Source organism: Advenella sp. (genome assembly GCF_052108595.1).
GTDB lineage: Bacteria > Pseudomonadota > Gammaproteobacteria > Burkholderiales > Burkholderiaceae_B > Advenella.
Map to the genome: position 1 here is coordinate 1 of NZ_JBQEAU010000099.1, position 17,344 is coordinate 17,344.

Here is a 17,344-nt window from a genome sequence, read left to right on the forward strand (position 1 = left end):
TGGAGTGTTGGATATGAGCTGCTTACTATACTATTATGTGAGCCGCGTTGTTCGCGCCGGAGTTCCCGCCTGCCGTGGCTCGGTCGTGGCGTAATCGTTGTGCGATGGCGCGGAAAGGGTGCGGACCTGAGCGGGAAATGGCTGCGATAGTGCGTAGAAAGGCTTGGATTGGCAAAAATACAACAAAATGTATTAAATTTGCAACGCATTGTCTGGTGGATCTGTTAACCTGAGTATGACTGTGGAGTTTTCGCTACGCGATCGCTTAATTGTCACCTGGTAGAAACTCAGCAAGGCTGTAGGTACCTGATTTCCTTGAGATTAGCCAAGTTAAAGTAATTTCTAGCTTAAACGCGACTTTCTTTTGATTTTCCAGTCGTTGTTTGCCGTTTAATTTGTGGTTTTGTTGCATGCAACCTACAAAAAAGCAAAAAAAACGGTTCTTGATGCAGATCAAGGTAGCCAGACGGGCCAAAATTTGGTGCAATAACTACAACTTCCCTTCGCGGAGTTTTATAGAGCGGTAGAACATAACGTCTTGATCGCTGCTCTGATCACTCAAAATCTACGGAGATTTAACAAATGAAAAAGACTTTGCTTGCTGCAGCTCTGGTTACCGGCTTCGCTGGTGTAGCTCACGCAGAAACTTCTGTAACGCTTTATGGTCTGGTTGACGCTGGTGTTGGTTACCAACAAACCAAAGTCACTCGGGGTGATGCTTTCACAAAAACACGCGATATCGGTCTGATTAACGGCGTTAAAAACGGCAACCGTTGGGGCCTGAAAGGTACTGAAGATCTGGGTAACGGTACTAGCGCCATTTTCCAACTGGAAAGCGGCTTTGATCTGGGTAACGGTCACTCTTCACAAGGTGGTCGTCTGTTCGGCCGTAAAGCAATCGTTGGTCTGACTGGTGACAGCTGGGGTACATTGACTCTGGGTCGTCAGTACAACGTTGCTGATGATTTCATCTCTCCAATTGATCCATTCGGTACAAGCTTCTTCCAAGCTGGTATTGTTGACGGCGCTTTCGGTTCTTCACCATCTGCCCGTATGGATAATTCCATCAAGTACATGACGCCTGATTTCGCAGGTTTCAAAGCTGCGATCGGTTATGCTGGTAAAAACACAAAAACTGAATCCGATAACGGCTTCGGTATCGAGGAAGAAGAACGCGATACTTCTAACTGGATCACTGCTGGTCTGGCATACTACAACGGCCCGATCTCTGTAGCCGCTTCTTATGACCGCTTCCGTACAGACGTACGCGGTACAGCGGGTGACTTCAAAGGTACTACACACATGTGGAACCTGTTTGGCGCCTACGACTTCGAAGTTGTTAAACTGCACCTGGGCTACGGTCAGATCCGTGGTTCTGTGGCTAACGATGAAGTTCAAAATGCTGGAGCAACTAGTGTTGGTCTGAATGGCGCCTTGGCTGGTTTCACTTCCGGTATGCGTGCTAACGACATGTTGGACTACACACAAACTAACGGCTACCGTCAACAGTCTTGGATGGCTGGTCTGACTGCTCCAGTTGGTGATGATGGTAAAGCACTGTTCTCTTACCAAGGCAACACTTCCAAAAACACTGGCGAAGCATTTGACGGTGTGAAAGGCAAACTGCACATCTTCAGCCTGGGTTATGTACACAACCTGTCTAAACGTACCAGCCTGTATGCAATCGCATCTTACGGTACTGGCAAACTGAAGTTTGACAACGCTGAAAACGTTAAACTGAAATCAACTCTGGTTGGTGTAGGTATGCAACACCGCTTCTAATGAAATGCATCGCTTAGCGATGTTTTCATAGAGCATAAAAAAACCACCCTTCGGGGTGGTTTTTTTTGGGCCGGCTGTAAGCGTGGTCAGCGGGTGGACTGTTGTTGTCTATTGCGCGGCCCGGTTTACGCTCCCGTCTGTCTGTGCTATTGCGCTGTGCGCAAGCATTGTCATGGCGAGTCTTTTCTGGTTTTTTGCTATCCGTTCTTGTGTTCCCTGTCTTCTAGCCATATTGGCACTGGGGTCCCGCCGGCATTTGATTAGCTGTCGTGATTGGCAAGGCGAGGCGCATGCGTGGCTTGCGTTGCGCCTGATTGTGGAGAGATCGAAGGTGGGGGTTACACTGAGGGGGGGGGGCGCCGAGGGAACGTTATGTTTTGGGAGGGTTGCGGCTCGACTCAGTGGTTTTGCATGATTTGCCGCGCGAGTAGCAAGCGGGCGGGCGCAGGGGTGAGAGGCGTGAGAGTGATCTGATGTCCGAGGTCGGTCTGGCATCATTGTATCTGGGGTTTTTTTGATCTTGGTGCCAGCAATTTTGGTTGAAAGATCAATCTGTTAAGCTGTGATTCAGTTGCCCTGAAAAATGTTGTATCAAGGTGCCCCAAAGTGCCCAATTATCTGTTTATTACCAGATGAATCTGCACGCGGATGTTTGTGAAATGATACAATCTAAAAGTTTATAAATTTTCATATTCAACCTTTGTGGCGGCGTATTATGTCTATCGCTGAATACTTCCCGGTCCTCCTTTTTATTCTGGTTGCAGGCATCATTGGTGTCGCATTACTGGCAATGGGATCGTTCCTAGGACCGCGTCAGCCCGGTGCCGAAAAAGATTCCCCTTACGAGTGTGGTTTCGAAGCTTTCGAAGACGCGCGTATGCGTTTTGATGTCCGCTATTATCTGGTGGCTATCCTGTTTATTCTGTTTGACCTGGAAATCGCTTTCCTGTTCCCCTGGGCCATTGCCAACGGGCAGGTCGGTCTGGTCGGATTCTGGACGGTCATCGTGTTCCTGACAGTGCTTACTGTCGGGTTTATTTATGAATGGAAAAAGGGTGCACTGGACTGGGATTAACCTGTCCCTGGAGTGTATGTCACTATGTCTTCTGAACAAAACGTTTTGAACAAGCAGGGCTTTCTGGTTACGTCGACCGATGCCGTGCTTAACTGGGTGAAAACCGGCTCCATGTGGCCAGTCACCTTCGGTCTGGCTTGTTGTGCGGTCGAGATGATGCATGCAGGCGCGTCCCGCTATGACCTTGACCAGTTTGGTATTATTTTTCGACCCAGCCCCCGACAGTCCGACGTGATGATTGTTGCCGGTACACTGTGCAACAAAATGGCGCCGCCGCTGCGCAAGGTTTATGACCAGATGGCGGAACCTCGCTGGGTGGTCTCCATGGGCTCCTGTGCCAACGGTGGTGGGTATTACCATTATTCGTATTCCGTTGTGCGCGGCTGTGATCGCATCGTCCCGGTCGATATTTACGTGCCGGGCTGTCCGCCCACTGCAGAGGCCCTGGTATACGGCCTGCTGCAGTTGCAGAACAAGATTCGTCGTACCAATACCATCGTACGCGAAGCGTAACCGGCCGACGGCCGCACCTCTTATTGTAAAAGCGTCAATGTTATGACCCGTTTAGAAACCTTGGAACAAGCCCTGCGCGCACAGTTCGGCGACAAAGAGTCGTTCGTCCTGACCAGCGCCTATGGCGAGCTTAACCTGGAAATTCCAGCCGAAAAATGGATAGAGACCTGTCGGTTTCTACGTGATGACGCCGCTTTCCGCTTTGAGTCCTGTATCGACTTGTGCGGGGTGGATTATCTGACCTATGGCCAACCCGGCGCGCATGCTACGCGCACGTTTCCATCCCGCTTCGCGGTTGCCGTGCAACTGCTGTCACTGACGCATAACTGGCGCCTGCGGGTCCGCACCTGGGTGCCGAACGATGATTTTCCGGTAGTGGCTTCGCTGATCGATGTGTGGCCCGCGGTCAACTGGTTTGAGCGTGAAGCATTCGACCTTTACGGTATTGTCTTTGAAGGTCACCCCGATCTGCGTCGTATCCTGACTGACTATGGCTTTATTGGGCACCCGTTCCGCAAGGATTTTCCACTGTCCGGTTATGTGGAAATGCGTTACGACGAAGCTTCCCAGCGCGTGATTTATCAGCCCGTAACCATCGAGCCGCGCGAAATTACCCCACGCGTGATCCGCGAGGAAGGCTACGGAGTAGGACGTTAATATGGCAGAAATCAAGAACTACACGCTTAACTTCGGTCCCCAGCACCCAGCTGCGCACGGCGTGCTGCGTCTTATCCTGGAGTTGAGCGGCGAGGTCATCCAGCGCGCCGACCCCCATATCGGTCTGCTGCATCGTGCCACCGAAAAACTGGCCGAACATAAAACCTATCTGCAGGCTCTGCCTTACATGGATCGTCTCGATTACGTTTCCATGATGTGCAACGAGCATGCCTACGTCATGGCCATCGAAAAACTGCTGGGTATTGAAGTGCCGTTGCGCGCCCAATACATCCGCGTCATGTTCGATGAAATCACCCGCCTGCTGAACCACCTCATGAGTGTCGGTACGCACGGGCTCGACGTGGGCGCCATGGCCGCCATGCTTTATGCCTTCCGTGAACGTGAAGATCTCATGGATTGCTACGAGGCCGTCTCGGGTGCACGCATGCATGCTGCCTACTATCGCCCTGGTGGCGTGTATCGCGATCTGCCCGATAGCATGCCGCAGCACAAGATGGATTCAAAATATCGCAGCAAGCGCGAAATCAAGCAGTTCAATGAGAACCGTGACGGCTCGCTGCTCGATTTCATTGAAGCATTTACCGAGAGGTTTCCCAAATGCGTCGATGAGTATGAAACACTGCTCACCGATAATCGTATCTGGAAACAGCGTCTGGTCGGCATCGGGGTGGTTGATCCCGATCGCGCCATGGCCTTGGGCTTTACCGGTCCGATGCTGCGCGGCTCTGGCATAAGCTGGGACCTGCGTCGCATGCAGCCCTATGAAGTGTATGATCGCCTGGAATTTGACATTCCGATAGGAACCAATGGCGACTGCTATGACCGTTATCTGGTGCGGATTGCCGAGATGCGGGAAAGTAACCGCATTATTTCGCAATGCGTGCACTGGCTGCGCAACAATCCCGGTCCGGTTATCAATGATAACCACAAAATTACCCCGCCGAAGCGGACCAGCATGAAGTCCAATATGGAAGAGCTGATCCACCACTTCAAACTGTTTACCGAAGGTTTTCCGGTACCTGCAGGTGAAGTGTATTCTGCAGTCGAACATCCGAAAGGAGAGTTCGGTATTTACCTGGTGTCAGACGGCGCGAACAAACCGTATCGCCTGAAGATCCGTCCACCGGGCTTTGTACACCTGCAATCACTGGACGAAATGTCCCGCGGCCATATGCTGGCCGATGCTGTCACGATTATCGGCACTCAGGATATCGTGTTTGGTGAAATTGACCGCTGATCACAGCGGATTACTGGATTAAAAAATGTTGCTTTCTCAACAGGCGTATACAAGGATAGACAAAGAGCTGGCCAAATATCCGGCCGACCAGCGTCAGTCCGCCATTATGTCGGCCCTGCGCATCGCGCAGGTGGAAAAAGGCTGGGTATCGGCAGAAATCATTGCCGATGTGGCACGCTATATCGGCGTCGAGCCGATCGCGGTCCAGGAGGTTGCCACCTTTTACAACATGTTCAACACCAAGCCCGTGGGCCGGTTCAAGATCAGTGTCTGCACCAATCTGCCCTGTGCCTTGCGTGACGGAGAGAAAACCGCCGACTATCTGAAGCAGAAACTGGGTATCGAGCTGGGTGAAACCACAAGCGACGGCCTGTTCACCCTGCAGGAAGGCGAGTGCATGGGCGCTTGCGGCGATTCGCCCGTTCTTATTGTGAACAACCACCATATGTGTGTGCGTATGTCGACCGAAAAAATCGATGCCATGCTGGCCGAGCTTGCCCAACAGGGAGATGCCGCATGAGTGTGATTCTGAGCAAATATTCGCAGGGGCTCAATGCCAATCCTGCCGGTGACCTGAACGCTTCCATGGCGTTGCACGGGCGTCATATTCAGCCGCAGATTATGGCCGATCTCAATGGCGAGAACTGGCGTCTTGAAGATTATGTCAAGCGTGGCGGCTACGAAGCATTGCGCAAGATCCTGACGACCGGCATGACCCAGGAAGAGGTCATTGCCGAAGTCAAGGCCTCGGGGTTGCGTGGTCGCGGCGGTGCCGGATTTCCGACGGGTCTGAAGTGGAGCTTCATGCCCCGCAATTTCCCTGGACAGAAATATCTGGTCTGCAATTCCGACGAAGGCGAACCGGGAACGTTCAAGGATCGCGATATCCTGCGTTCCAATCCGCATATCGTCATCGAGGGCATGGCTATTGCCGCTTATGCCATGGGTATCACGGTGGGCTACAACTACATCCACGGTGAAATCTTCGAGGTGTACGAACGTTTTGAGCAAGCGCTCGAAGAAGCACGTGCTGCGGGCTTTCTCGGCGACAAGATCCTGGGTTCCGAATTTTCTTTCCAACTGCATGCCCACCATGGTTACGGTGCGTATATTTGCGGTGAGGAAACGGCATTGCTCGAGTCCCTTGAAGGCAAGAAAGGGCAACCGCGCTTCAAGCCGCCATTTCCGGCCAGCTTTGGCCTGTACGGCAAGCCTACGACCATCAACAATACCGAAACCTTTGCGGCGGTTCCCTGGATCATCCGCAACAGTGGCCAGCAATACCTGGACATCGGCCTGCCCAATAACGGCGGAACCAAACTGTTTTCCATTACCGGCGACGTTGAACGTCCAGGTAACTACGAGATTCCGCTGGGCACGCCTTTTTCCAAATTACTGGAGCTGGCCGGTGGCATGCGTGATGGACGCAAGCTAAAGGCGGTCATTCCGGGCGGCTCCAGTGCGCCCGTACTGCCAGCCGACATCATGATGAACACCACCATGGACTACGATGCCATCGCCAAGGCCGGCTCGATGCTGGGTTCCGGCGCGGTCATCGTCATGGACGAAACCCGCTGCATGGTCAAGTCATTGTTGCGCCTGTCGTATTTTTATTTTGAAGAAAGCTGCGGGCAGTGTACGCCTTGCCGGGAAGGAACCGGCTGGCTCTATCGCATGGTCAACCGCATTGAACACGGGCAGGGTCGCCAGGAAGATCTGGACCTGCTCGATACCATTGCAGGCAATATCATGGGCCGCACCATCTGTGCGCTGGGCGACGCGGCGGCAATGCCGGTCCGCGGGTTTTTGAAGCATTATCGCGATGAATTCGCATACCACATTGAGCATAAGCAATGTGTGGTTCCTCAATATCTGTAGGTCAAAGCATGGTTGAACTTACCATAGACGGAAAACCCGTATCAGTGCCCGAAGGCAGCATGGTTATGCATGCCGCCAGCGAACTGGGCCTGTACGTTCCGCATTTCTGTTATCACAAGAAGCTGTCCATTGCGGCCAACTGTCGTATGTGTCTGGTAGAAGTCGAAAAAGCGCCCAAGGCGCTGCCGGCATGTGCAACCCCTGTTACGCAGGGCATGATAGTACACACCTGCTCGGCCAAGGCGGTTGCTGCGCAGAAAAGCGTCATGGAATTTCTGCTGATCAACCATCCGCTCGATTGCCCAATCTGTGACCAGGGCGGCGAATGTCAGCTGCAGGATCTGGCCGTGGGCTACGGCAGTGACGAATCACGCTACCGTGAAGAAAAACGGGTGGTCTTTCACAAGGATGTTGGTCCGCTGGTGTCCGCCGAAGAGATGACCCGTTGTATTCACTGTACCCGGTGTGTCCGGTTCGGCCAGGAAGTGGCTGGCGTCATGGAATTGGGCATGCTCAATCGCGGCGAACATGCGGAAATCCAGACCTTTGTCGGCAATGCAATCGAATCCGAATTGTCCGGCAATATGATTGATCTGTGTCCGGTCGGTGCGCTTACCTCCAAGCCGTTTCGCTATACCGCACGTACCTGGGAGCTGGCGCGTCGCCGCTCGATCAGCGCACACGACAGTGTGGGCGCCAATCTGGTGGTGCAGGTCAAGGGTGATCGCGTGATGCGCGTGGTGCCGTTCGAAAACGAAGATATCAATGAATGCTGGATCAGCGACAAGGATCGCTGGTCCTACGAAGGCCTTAACGTTGAAGACCGTCTGCAAACGCCTATGATCAAGGGTGATGATGGCGTATGGCGCGAGGCTTCCTGGAGTGAAGCGCTGACGGCTGCTGCCCAGGTTCTGGAGCGGATCAATCAAACGCACGGCGATGGCCAGATCGGCGCACTTGCCACAGAGTACTCCACGGTCGAGGAACTGGCGTTGCTGGCTCGCCTGACGCGTGGCCTGGGTTCACAGCATATCGATTTTCGTCTGCGCCAGACCGATGCTGGCTTTGAGCATTCACTGCAAGGTTTCCCCTGGCTGGGCATGCCCATTGCCGAACTGAACACACTCGATCGCGTGCTGGTGATCGGTTCGGTGCTGCGCAAGGACCATCCGCTGTTTGCACAGCGCTTGCGTCAGGCTGCCAAACACGGCACCCAGATCGTTATTATCGACACGACAGGCGAGGATCCGCTGATCCCGACTGCAAAACGGATTACCGTCGCGCCGGATCAGTTGCTCAATTTTGTAGCCCAGGTGGCGGGTGCGGGTCATGCCGTAGATCCGGGTACGCAGCAGGCTGCACAACCGTCTGGCCGTCAGGATTTGACCGCTGCCGACATCGCGGGCATTCTGGCTGGCGGCAGCAAGTGCGCCGTGTTCCTGGGCAATATGGCTGTGGCTTCACCACAAGCGTCGCAACTGGCTGTCCAGGCACAGGCCATCGCCCAGCAGACCAATGGCACACTGGGCTTTCTGACATCGGGCGCCAACACGGTAGGGGGCTATCTTGCCGGCGCTGTGGCTACCGAAGACGGAATGAATGTGGTCAAGATGATGCAGAACCCGCTTAAGGCTTATCTGGTTCTGCACGCCGAGCCCGCACTGGACATGGATGATGGCGATAAGGCAGAAAAAATGCTGGCCGGTGCGTTCTCCATTGCACTGACCTCATATAAATCTGCCGCTGAAAATTGGGCACGCATCATGCTGCCGGTTGCGCCATTTACCGAAACCTCCGGGACTTTTGTGAACGCTGAAGGGCGTGCGCAAAGCTTCAAGGGGGTCGTTGCCGGTCTGGGGCATAGTCGTCCGGCCTGGAAAGTACTGAGGGTACTGGGCAACATTCTGAAGCTGGCTGACTTCGACGACGAGACATCAGAGTCTGTCCGTGACAGCGTGCTGCTCAATGGATTTACCGCAAAATTATCCAACCGGGTTACAGCGACTGCCACTGAATCGGCAGCAGCACCGGTTGCCGACGGCGCCCTGCAGCGTGTTGCCGATCTGCCGATCTATCGCACCGACGCCATTGTGCGTCGTGCCGAGGCGTTGCAACTGGCGCCAGCCAGCGCAGCACCGGTAGCCAGCCTGAATGCGACAATGCTTGCCCGCCTTGGCGTACAAAGCGGCGACACCGTCCGGGTTCGCGGCAGTAACGGAAACGATATCCGGATCCAGGTAAAGCAGGATGACCACCTGGCAGACAATACAGTTCGCATTGCCCAGGGCTTTGCACAAACTGCCGCACTTGGCAGTGCTTTCGGTAACGTAATCGTGGAGAAACTGTGATGGATATCTGGTCCTGGTTTACCGACGGCGTCAAGGCAGTGAATGTCTGGGGAACAGATCTGGTCGGCCCGGTGGCGTGGCTTGTAATCTGGACGCTGATCATGATCGTGGTCATTGCACTGCCCATCATTCTTTGCGTGGCATTCCTGACCTTGTGGGAACGTCGCATGATTGGCTATATGCACGTGCGCCGTGGTCCCAATCGCGTGGGCCCTGGTGGTATGTTGCAACCGTTTGCCGATGTGCTCAAGCTGCTGACCAAAGAGGTCATCGTGCCAGCAGAGGCGAACAAGGTGCTGTATTTCATCGCACCGGTACTTATTCTTATTCCCGCGCTGGCAGCTTGGGCAGTGGTCCCTTTCGGTCCGGAAGTGGTGCTGGCCAATATCAATGCGGGCCTGCTTTATGTCATGGCGATCACATCCGTTGGCGTCTATGGCGTAATCATCGCTGGCTGGGCATCCAATTCCAAGTACGCGTTTCTTGGAGCCATGCGCGCCTCGGCGCAGATGGTGTCCTATGAACTGGCCATGGGCTTTGTGCTGGTAACGGTTTTGCTGGTATCCGGCACGTTGAACATGAATGGCATTGTCGAAGGGCAGTTGCGAGGCTGGTTTGCTTCGCATGGCGTGAACTTTATGTCGTGGAACTGGCTGCCACTGTTTCCGTTGTTCGTCATTTATGTCATTTCTGCGGTAGCGGAAACCAATCGGCATCCGTTCGATGTGGTCGAAGGCGAGTCCGAGATCGTGGCCGGTCACATGGTGGAATATTCCGGCATGGGTTTCGCGCTGTTCTTTCTGGCTGAATACGCCAACATGATTCTGCTGTCTGCCATCGCTGCGGTGATGTTTCTGGGCGGCTGGTCTGCGCCGCTGGATATCGTACCCTTTACCTGGGTCCCAGGCTGGTTGTGGCTGGGCTTGAAAGCGTTTTTCGTAGTGTCGTTGTTTATCTGGTTCCGCGCTTCCTTCCCCCGCTACCGTTATGACCAAATCATGCGTCTGGGCTGGAAGGTATTCATTCCGCTCACAGGGGTCTGGCTGCTGGTGGTTGCGATCTGGATGCAGACGCCCTTTAATATCTGGAAATAGGCTGACAGAGACATGAGTGCAATTAAGGATTTTTTTGGCAGCCTGTTATTGACTGAATTGCTGAAAGGCATGAGTCTGACGGGCAAGTACTTCTTCAAACGCAAGATTACGTTGCAGTACCCTCACGAGAAGACGCCGGCTTCGCCACGTTTCCGTGGCTTGCATGCGCTGCGCCGCTATCCCAATGGGGAAGAGCGTTGCATTGCCTGTAAGTTGTGCGAAGCGGTGTGTCCGGCCCTGGCGATCACCATTGAGTCGGAAGAACGTGATGACGGTACCCGTCGCACCACGCGCTATGACGTTGATCTGACCAAGTGCATTTTCTGCGGCTTTTGCGAAGAAAGCTGCCCGGTCGATTCTATCGTCGAAACACATATCCACGAGTACCACGGTGAGAAGCGGGGCGACCTGTACTTCACCAAGGATATGCTGCTCGCCGTAGGGGACAAGTATGAATCCGAGATCGCTGCGCGCCGCGAAGCTGATGCCCGGTATCGATAAAGGCAAATGAGAAGATAACCATGTTTACAACTGTTCTCTTTTATATTCTGGCCGTTATCCTGATCATTGCAGGTGCGCGGGTCATTACTGCGACCAGCCCGGTAACGGCGGTGCTGCACCTGATTTTGACGTTTTTTACTGCGTCCATGCTTTGGATGCTGCTGGGCGCAGAATTTCTGGCACTGCTGCTGGTTCTGGTTTATGTTGGCGCCGTGATGGTGCTGTTCCTGTTTGTCGTCATGATGATCGACATTACGCCAGCCAATTTGCGTTCCGGCTTCAAAACCTATCTGCCGCTGGGACTTGTTGTCGGTGGCGTCATGGTCCTGGAAATTGCCTTTGTACTGGGCAATATGTATCTGGGTTCCGGTCCGTCCATCTCCATGCCGGCTGATTACGACAACACCCGCCAATTGGGTATCGCCTTGTATTCCCAGTATTCCTACGCGATCCAGATTGGTGCAATGACGCTGCTGGTGGGCATGATCGCCGCGATTGCACTTACCTTGCGCGAGCGCCGTAATCGCAAGTACGTGACTTCCGATCAGCAGTTGCGCGTAAAGGCGTCCGATCGCCTGAAAATGGTCAATATTCCATCGCAGAGTGAAGTGCCGACAACAGAAGCACAGGATGTGAAACCAGCAGGGGAAGGCAAATGACCATATCACTCGCTCATTATTTAATCCTTGGCGCAATTATGTTTGCCATGGGCGTCTTTGGTATTTTTCTGAACCGTCGCAATCTGATCAGTCTATTGATGTCGATCGAGCTTATGTTGCTGGCCGTCAATATCAATTTCGTTGCTTTCTCCAGCTGGATGCCGGGTGCCGATGGCATGCCCGATACAGCAGGACAGGTATTCGTGTTTTTCATCCTTACGGTGGCTGCTGCCGAGGCGGCTATCGGTCTGGCGATTCTTGTGATGCTGTTCCGTAAAATCAATTCAATCAATGTGGACGACATCGGTCGTTTGAAAGGGTAAGGATCCGGAATGAACAACTCCTTATCATCTTCACTGCTTCTGGTCATTGCGCTGGCTCCCTTGCTGGGCGCCATCCTTACCGGTTTTTTCGGGACCGGCTTTGTCGGTCGCTCGGTCAGCCGCCGCGCCTCCCACATGATCACGATCGTCCTGGTGGCTGTGTCGTTCTTTGGTTCGGCCTACGTGTTGTATCAGGTCGGCTTTAATGGCGCTTACTATAACGATACGGTCTATACGTGGAGCCTGATTGGTACCCGCGTCGCAGAGGTGGGCTTCCTGGTTGATGCGCTGACTGCGCTCATGATGGTCGTGGTCACTTCCGTATCGCTGATGGTTCACATCTATACCATCGGCTATATGTCCGATGATCCGGGCTATCAGCGCTTCTTCTCGTATATTTCGCTGTTCACCTTCTCCATGCTGATGCTGGTGATGGCCAACAACATGCTGCAGCTGTTCTTTGGCTGGGAAGCGGTGGGTCTGGTCTCTTATCTGCTGATTGGTTTCTGGTACACGCGGCCTACGGCGATTTTCGCCAACATGAAGGCGTTCCTGATCAACCGCGTGGGCGATTTCGGCTTTGTGTTGGGCATTGCGCTGCTGTTTGCCTATACCGGCTCACTGAACTACACCGATGTTTTTGCCCAGTCTGACAAACTGGCAGCTACCGCATTTCCGGGTACCGACTGGCATCTGATCACCGTTGCATGTATCTGCCTGTTTATCGGTGCCATGGGTAAATCGGCCCAGGTGCCGCTGCATGCCTGGCTGCCCGACTCCATGGAAGGCCCGACACCCATCTCTGCCCTGATTCACGCGGCAACGATGGTGACTGCTGGTATCTTCATGGTCGCGCGTTTCTCGCCCCTGTTCGAATTATCTCCCACAGCGCTTTCATTTGTGATTGTGATCGGCAGTATCGGTGCGCTGTTCCTGGGTATTCTGGGGATCATCCAGAACGACATCAAACGTGTGGTTGCCTATTCGACCCTGTCTCAGCTGGGTTATATGACGGTGGCGCTGGGTGCATCGGCTTATCCGATTGCCATTTTCCATCTGATGACACACGCTTTCTTCAAGGCGCTGCTGTTCCTTGGCGCCGGTTCCGTGATTATCGGCATGCACCATGATCAGGACATCCGTAATATGGGTGGCTTGCGCAAGTACATGCCGATTACCTGGATCACCTTCCTGATCGGTACCTTGTCATTGGTCGGTACGCCATTTTTTGCCGGTTTCTACTCCAAAGAACATATCATCGAGGCTGCCGGTGCAGCAACGGTATGGGGTAGCGGATTTGCCTACTGGGCAACGCTGATTGGCGTATTCGTAACGTCACTGTACTCTTTCCGCGTGTACTTCCTGGTGTTTCACGGCAAGCCGCGATTCAATACAGATGGTCATGCACATCATGCCGCAGATGATACACAAGGCCATGATGACCACCACCACGGCGGCACGCCACACGAGTCTCCATGGGTTGTGACACTGCCTCTGGTATTGCTGGCGATCCCGTCAATTGTGATTGGCGCCTGGGTGATTGATCCGCTGCTGTTCGGCGATTTCTTCAAGGGCGTAATTGCGGTTTCCGAAGTGCATCCGGCCATGCAGGAACTGGCGCATGAATTCCACGGCTGGGTCGCATATGGCCTGCATGCTTTCGTCACGGTGCCGTTCTGGCTGATGATCGCCGGACTGGTAGTTGCGTGGTACTGCTATCTGGTCAATCCGGCGCTGCCCGCACGCGTGTATCGCTCGCTGTCGGGCATCAACCGGATCCTGGAAAACAAATACTATGTAGACTGGGTCAACGAAAACATCTTTGCGCGTGGTGCCCGCGGTCTGGGCACGTTGTTCTGGAACGTCGGCGACAAGGGTGTGATCGATGGCGGACTGGTCTCGGGCAGTACGCGTCTGGTCGGGCTGGTGGCTGCCCTTAGCCGTCATCTGCAGTCTGGTTATATTTACCATTATGCATTTGCCATGATCGTTGGCGTAATTGCCTTCATTTCAATATTTGTGCTGGTACTTTAAGATGGGCGAAATGACTTCTACCTTACCCTGGCTGTCCCTGGCAATTTTTGTGCCGATCGTTGCCGGTATTCTGGTTCTGATCATGGGCAGCGATGAACGCGCCGATTTCACACGCAAGCTGGCACTTTTTGGCTCCGTGATCAGCTTTCTGGTCACCTTGCCGGTGTATTTCGGTTTTGACGGCTCGACGGCGCAAATGCAGTTTGTCGAAAAAACGCCCTGGATCGATGCCTTCTCTGCGACCTATCATCTGGGCGTGGACGGTATTTCAATGTGGCTTGTGCTGCTCACGTCCTTTATCACCGTGATTGTCGTACTGGCTGGCTGGGAAGTGATTACCAAGCGTGTTGCCCAGTACATGGCCGCGTTCCTGATTCTGTCTGGCCTGATGGTAGGGGTGTTTGCTGCGCTGGACGGCCTGTTGTTCTATATATTCTTCGAAGCCACACTGATTCCGATGTATATTATCATCGGCGTTTGGGGCGGCCCGAACCGTGTTTATGCAGCGTTCAAGTTCTTTCTGTATACGCTGCTTGGCTCATTGCTGACGCTGGTCGCTTTCATTTATCTGTATACGCAGACCGGGTCATTCGACATTCTGGTCTGGCAGCAGGCCAAGCTGGGCTACACACCGCAAATGCTGATCTTCTTTGCATTGCTGGCAGCCTTTGCCGTCAAGGTGCCCATGTGGCCGGTGCATACCTGGCTGCCGGATGCCCACGTGGAAGCGCCTACCGGTGGTTCTATCGTGCTGGCCGCGATTATGCTCAAGCTGGGCGCATACGGCTTCTTGCGGTTTTCCCTGCCCATTGCACCGGATGCGTCGCATAGCATGGCTGGCCTGATGATCGGGCTGTCGCTGGTTGCTGTGATCTATATCGGCTTGGTGGCGATCGTTCAGGACGACATGAAAAAACTGGTGGCGTATTCATCGGTCGCCCACATGGGTTTTGTCACACTGGGCTTTTTCCTGTTCAATACGGCAGGGATGGAAGGCGCGATTATTCAGATGATTTCGCACGGTTTTGTTTCGGGCGCCATGTTCCTGTGTATCGGCATACTGTATGATCGCCTGCATACGCGTCGCATTGCTGACTACGGTGGTGTGATCAACACAATGCCCAAGTTTGTGACATTCTTTGTGTTGTTTTCGATGGCCAATAGCGGTCTGCCTGCGACCAGCGGATTCGTTGGTGAGTTCTATGTAATTCTGGGCGCAGTCGAGCATAACTTCTGGATCGGCCTGTTGACGGCAACCGCACTTATCCTGGGTGCATCGTACTCGTTGTGGATGGTCAAGCGCGTTGCCTATGGCGATATTACCAATGAAGCAGTAAAGCAGATGAAAGACGTCAATTGCCGCGAATATGCACTGCTGGCGATCCTGGCGATCTTCGTGCTGGTAATGGGTATCTATCCGAAACTGTTTACCGATGTGATGCACGTGTCCGTCCAGCAATTGCTGGATCACGTCGCCGTTTCTAAATTGTAAGACTGAGTCATCATGGAAAATCAATTTAATTTTGCACTTGCGGCGCCTGAAATCATTCTGGCGATTATGGCCATGGGCATTCTGGTTTACGATGCACTCAGTCATGAAGTCAGTCGCAAAACCACCTATGTTTTCTCTCTGTGTGCGCTGATCATTCTGACAGTGGTGTCGCTGATGCAGTGGAATAGCGGTATTGGCGGCACGACCTTTTATGGCATGTATGTTGCCGATCCGCTGGCGCACTTTCTGAAGATTGCGTCATATCTGGCGGTGCTGGTCACGCTGATCTACAGCCGCCAGTATGTGGTGGATCGTGACATGTCCAAGTCGGGAGAGCTGTATCCGCTGACGCTTTGCGCGCTGTTGGGGCAGATGGTGATGATTTCCGCCAGCAGCATGCTGACTATTTATCTGGGTCTGGAGCTGATGTCTCTGGCTCTGTACACGATGGTTGCGCTGCGCCGTGATTCATTGGTTGCCACTGAGTCGGCCATGAAGTACTTTGTGCTGGGTGCATTGGCTTCAGGCTTCATGCTTTACGGTATTTCAATGGTGTACGGTGCGACCGGTCACGTGGATCTGGCCGGGGTAATGCAGGTCATCCGCAGTGGACAGGCGGGTGAAATGACCCTGGTTCTGGGTACGGTCTTTATCGTTGCCGGTCTGGCATTCAAACTGGGTGCCGTGCCATTTCATATGTGGATTCCCGACGTATATCAAGGGGCGCCCACAGCTATTACGCTGACTATCGGCGCCGCACCGAAGCTGGCCGCGCTGGCCATCACGCTGCGTCTGCTGATCGAGGGGCTCAATGGTGTTGCCTTAAGCTGGCAGCCCATGCTGATCATTCTGGCGGTACTGTCGCTGGCCATTGGTAATTTGACGGCGATCATGCAGACCAACTTCAAGCGGATGCTGGCTTATTCCACCATATCGCACGTCGGCTTTGTGCTGCTGGGACTGCTCTCGGGCGTTGCCGCCAACGGCACGGTCATGAGTGGTGCCTATGCTTCGTCGCTCTTTTATATCGTGACTTATGTGCTGACCACTCTGGCCAGTTTCGGTTTGGTGCTGTTGATGAGCCGTCAGGGTTTTGAATGCGAAAACATCGACGATCTCAAGGGCCTGAATCAGCGCAGTCCGCTCATGGCCTTCGGCATGTTGTTGCTGATGTTCTCGCTGGCAGGTATTCCGCCACTGGTAGGCTTTCACGCTAAGCTGGTCGTCTTGCAGGCAGTGGTGTCCGCCGGACATGTGTGGTTGGCGATCTATGCAGTCCTGTGCTCGCTGATCGGTGCGTTCTATTATCTTCGCGTTGTCAAAGTGGTGTACTTTGACGAACCGGTGCAAGGCGTACCGGCGCCTGATACGGCCTGGTCATTCCGCAGCGGCGTGATGTCCGTCAATGGTCTGCTGATCATTGTGCTGGGTATCTTGCCGGGTGGCCTGATGACCCTGTGCGTGCAGGTCATTGACGCTTCACTTAAATTCTGACGGACTGATCATTTATGTATCCTGCTGAGTCGATCTGGATTTTCATAGCGCTGGCTTTTGTGTTTGCCATCGCACCGTTTCTGACCGAAAGAGCCTTTGTCTTTACGCTATGGTCGCAAGCGGGTGAGGGGCAAAAGCCATTCTGGTTCTATCCGCTGCGAGCTTTGCTATCTTATGCGGCGCTTGGCGCCGGTTGCTGGCTGCTTGGCACACAGGCTGGAAACCTGCCCTATATG

Annotated in this window: 16 protein-coding genes; all 16 read left to right on the plus strand. The window is 53.7% G+C overall.

The annotated features are described in order from the left end of the window. The first annotated feature begins 582 nt into the window (after positions 1–582). Positions 583–1,782, plus strand: coding sequence for a porin (locus ACTIKR_RS15920; protein ID WP_193087192.1), 1,200 nt, complete (start codon positions 583–585; stop codon positions 1,780–1,782). A 715-nt stretch (positions 1,783–2,497) separates the two neighbouring features. Further along, positions 2,498–2,857, plus strand: coding sequence for an NADH-quinone oxidoreductase subunit A (locus ACTIKR_RS15925; protein ID WP_193087191.1), 360 nt, complete (start codon positions 2,498–2,500; stop codon positions 2,855–2,857). A 24-nt stretch (positions 2,858–2,881) separates the two neighbouring features. Next, positions 2,882–3,370 (plus strand): NuoB/complex I 20 kDa subunit family protein, encoded by a 489-nt coding sequence (locus ACTIKR_RS15930; RefSeq protein ID WP_193087190.1) that lies wholly within the window; start codon positions 2,882–2,884, stop codon positions 3,368–3,370. Positions 3,371–3,412: 42 nt separating this feature from the next. Continuing rightward, positions 3,413–4,027 carry an NADH-quinone oxidoreductase subunit C gene (locus tag ACTIKR_RS15935; protein WP_193087189.1) on the plus strand — a complete coding sequence of 205 codons (615 nt, stop codon included), beginning with the start codon at positions 3,413–3,415 and terminating at the stop codon, positions 4,025–4,027. Position 4,028: 1 nt separating this feature from the next. Beyond that, positions 4,029–5,285 carry an NADH-quinone oxidoreductase subunit D gene (locus ACTIKR_RS15940; RefSeq protein ID WP_193087188.1) on the plus strand — a complete coding sequence of 419 codons (1,257 nt, stop codon included), beginning with the start codon at positions 4,029–4,031 and terminating at the stop codon, positions 5,283–5,285. Positions 5,286–5,310: 25 nt separating this feature from the next. Beyond that, a complete protein-coding gene (nuoE, locus tag ACTIKR_RS15945; RefSeq protein ID WP_014750296.1) occupies positions 5,311–5,805 on the plus strand; it encodes an NADH-quinone oxidoreductase subunit NuoE in 495 nt (164 codons plus the stop codon). Next, positions 5,802–7,163 (plus strand): NADH-quinone oxidoreductase subunit NuoF, encoded by a 1,362-nt coding sequence (gene nuoF, locus ACTIKR_RS15950; RefSeq protein WP_193087187.1) that lies wholly within the window; start codon positions 5,802–5,804, stop codon positions 7,161–7,163. The genes nuoE and nuoF overlap by 4 nt, the downstream gene beginning before the upstream one ends. Positions 7,164–7,171: 8 nt before the next feature. Beyond that, on the plus strand, positions 7,172–9,511 hold the full coding sequence (nuoG, locus tag ACTIKR_RS15955; protein WP_193087186.1) for an NADH-quinone oxidoreductase subunit NuoG: 2,340 nt from the start codon (positions 7,172–7,174) through the stop codon (positions 9,509–9,511). Then, positions 9,511–10,605: an NADH-quinone oxidoreductase subunit NuoH gene (gene nuoH / locus ACTIKR_RS15960; RefSeq protein ID WP_193087185.1), complete on the plus strand. Its 1,095-nt coding sequence runs from the start codon at positions 9,511–9,513 to the stop codon at positions 10,603–10,605. The genes nuoG and nuoH overlap by 1 nt, the downstream gene beginning before the upstream one ends. 12 nt (positions 10,606–10,617) lie before the next feature. Then, complete coding sequence (nuoI, locus tag ACTIKR_RS15965) at positions 10,618–11,106, plus strand: NADH-quinone oxidoreductase subunit NuoI (RefSeq protein WP_193087184.1); 489 nt, start codon at positions 10,618–10,620, stop codon at positions 11,104–11,106. Between the two features lie 20 nt (positions 11,107–11,126). After that, positions 11,127–11,765 (plus strand): NADH-quinone oxidoreductase subunit J, encoded by a 639-nt coding sequence (locus tag ACTIKR_RS15970; protein WP_193087183.1) that lies wholly within the window; start codon positions 11,127–11,129, stop codon positions 11,763–11,765. Continuing rightward, entirely contained in the window at positions 11,762–12,088 is a 327-nt protein-coding gene (gene nuoK, locus ACTIKR_RS15975; RefSeq protein WP_014750301.1) for an NADH-quinone oxidoreductase subunit NuoK, read from the plus strand. Before ACTIKR_RS15970 ends, nuoK begins: the two co-directional genes overlap by 4 nt. Positions 12,089–12,097: 9 nt before the next feature. Then, entirely contained in the window at positions 12,098–14,122 is a 2,025-nt protein-coding gene (gene nuoL, locus ACTIKR_RS15980; protein WP_193087182.1) for an NADH-quinone oxidoreductase subunit L, read from the plus strand. 10 nt (positions 14,123–14,132) lie between these two features. Continuing rightward, entirely contained in the window at positions 14,133–15,614 is a 1,482-nt protein-coding gene (locus ACTIKR_RS15985) for an NADH-quinone oxidoreductase subunit M (protein WP_442328339.1), read from the plus strand. 9 nt (positions 15,615–15,623) lie between these two features. After that, complete coding sequence (gene nuoN, locus ACTIKR_RS15990; protein WP_193087260.1) at positions 15,624–17,108, plus strand: NADH-quinone oxidoreductase subunit NuoN; 1,485 nt, start codon at positions 15,624–15,626, stop codon at positions 17,106–17,108. A gap of 14 nt (positions 17,109–17,122) precedes the next feature. Beyond that, on the plus strand, positions 17,123–17,344 hold a 222-nt coding region (locus ACTIKR_RS15995; protein ID WP_442328340.1), incomplete at its 3' end, for a DUF2818 family protein.

Excerpts from the sequence above, each read along its gene's own strand:
- ACTIKR_RS15920 (WP_193087192.1), top strand. The coding sequence starts at position 583 with ATGAAAAAGACTTTGCTTGCTGCAGCTCTGGTTACCGGCTTCGCTGGT.
- ACTIKR_RS15925 (WP_193087191.1), top strand. The coding sequence starts at position 2,498 with ATGTCTATCGCTGAATACTTCCCGGTCCTCCTTTTTATTCTGGTTGCA.
- ACTIKR_RS15930 (WP_193087190.1), top strand. The coding sequence starts at position 2,882 with ATGTCTTCTGAACAAAACGTTTTGAACAAGCAGGGCTTTCTGGTTACG.
- ACTIKR_RS15935 (WP_193087189.1), top strand. The coding sequence starts at position 3,413 with ATGACCCGTTTAGAAACCTTGGAACAAGCCCTGCGCGCACAGTTCGGC.
- ACTIKR_RS15940 (WP_193087188.1), top strand. The coding sequence starts at position 4,029 with ATGGCAGAAATCAAGAACTACACGCTTAACTTCGGTCCCCAGCACCCA.
- nuoE (WP_014750296.1), top strand. The coding sequence starts at position 5,311 with ATGTTGCTTTCTCAACAGGCGTATACAAGGATAGACAAAGAGCTGGCC.
- nuoF (WP_193087187.1), top strand. The coding sequence starts at position 5,802 with ATGAGTGTGATTCTGAGCAAATATTCGCAGGGGCTCAATGCCAATCCT.
- nuoG (WP_193087186.1), top strand. The coding sequence starts at position 7,172 with ATGGTTGAACTTACCATAGACGGAAAACCCGTATCAGTGCCCGAAGGC.
- nuoH (WP_193087185.1), top strand. The coding sequence starts at position 9,511 with ATGGATATCTGGTCCTGGTTTACCGACGGCGTCAAGGCAGTGAATGTC.
- nuoI (WP_193087184.1), top strand. The coding sequence starts at position 10,618 with ATGAGTGCAATTAAGGATTTTTTTGGCAGCCTGTTATTGACTGAATTG.
- ACTIKR_RS15970 (WP_193087183.1), top strand. The coding sequence starts at position 11,127 with ATGTTTACAACTGTTCTCTTTTATATTCTGGCCGTTATCCTGATCATT.
- nuoK (WP_014750301.1), top strand. The coding sequence starts at position 11,762 with ATGACCATATCACTCGCTCATTATTTAATCCTTGGCGCAATTATGTTT.
- nuoL (WP_193087182.1), top strand. The coding sequence starts at position 12,098 with ATGAACAACTCCTTATCATCTTCACTGCTTCTGGTCATTGCGCTGGCT.
- ACTIKR_RS15985 (WP_442328339.1), top strand. The coding sequence starts at position 14,133 with ATGACTTCTACCTTACCCTGGCTGTCCCTGGCAATTTTTGTGCCGATC.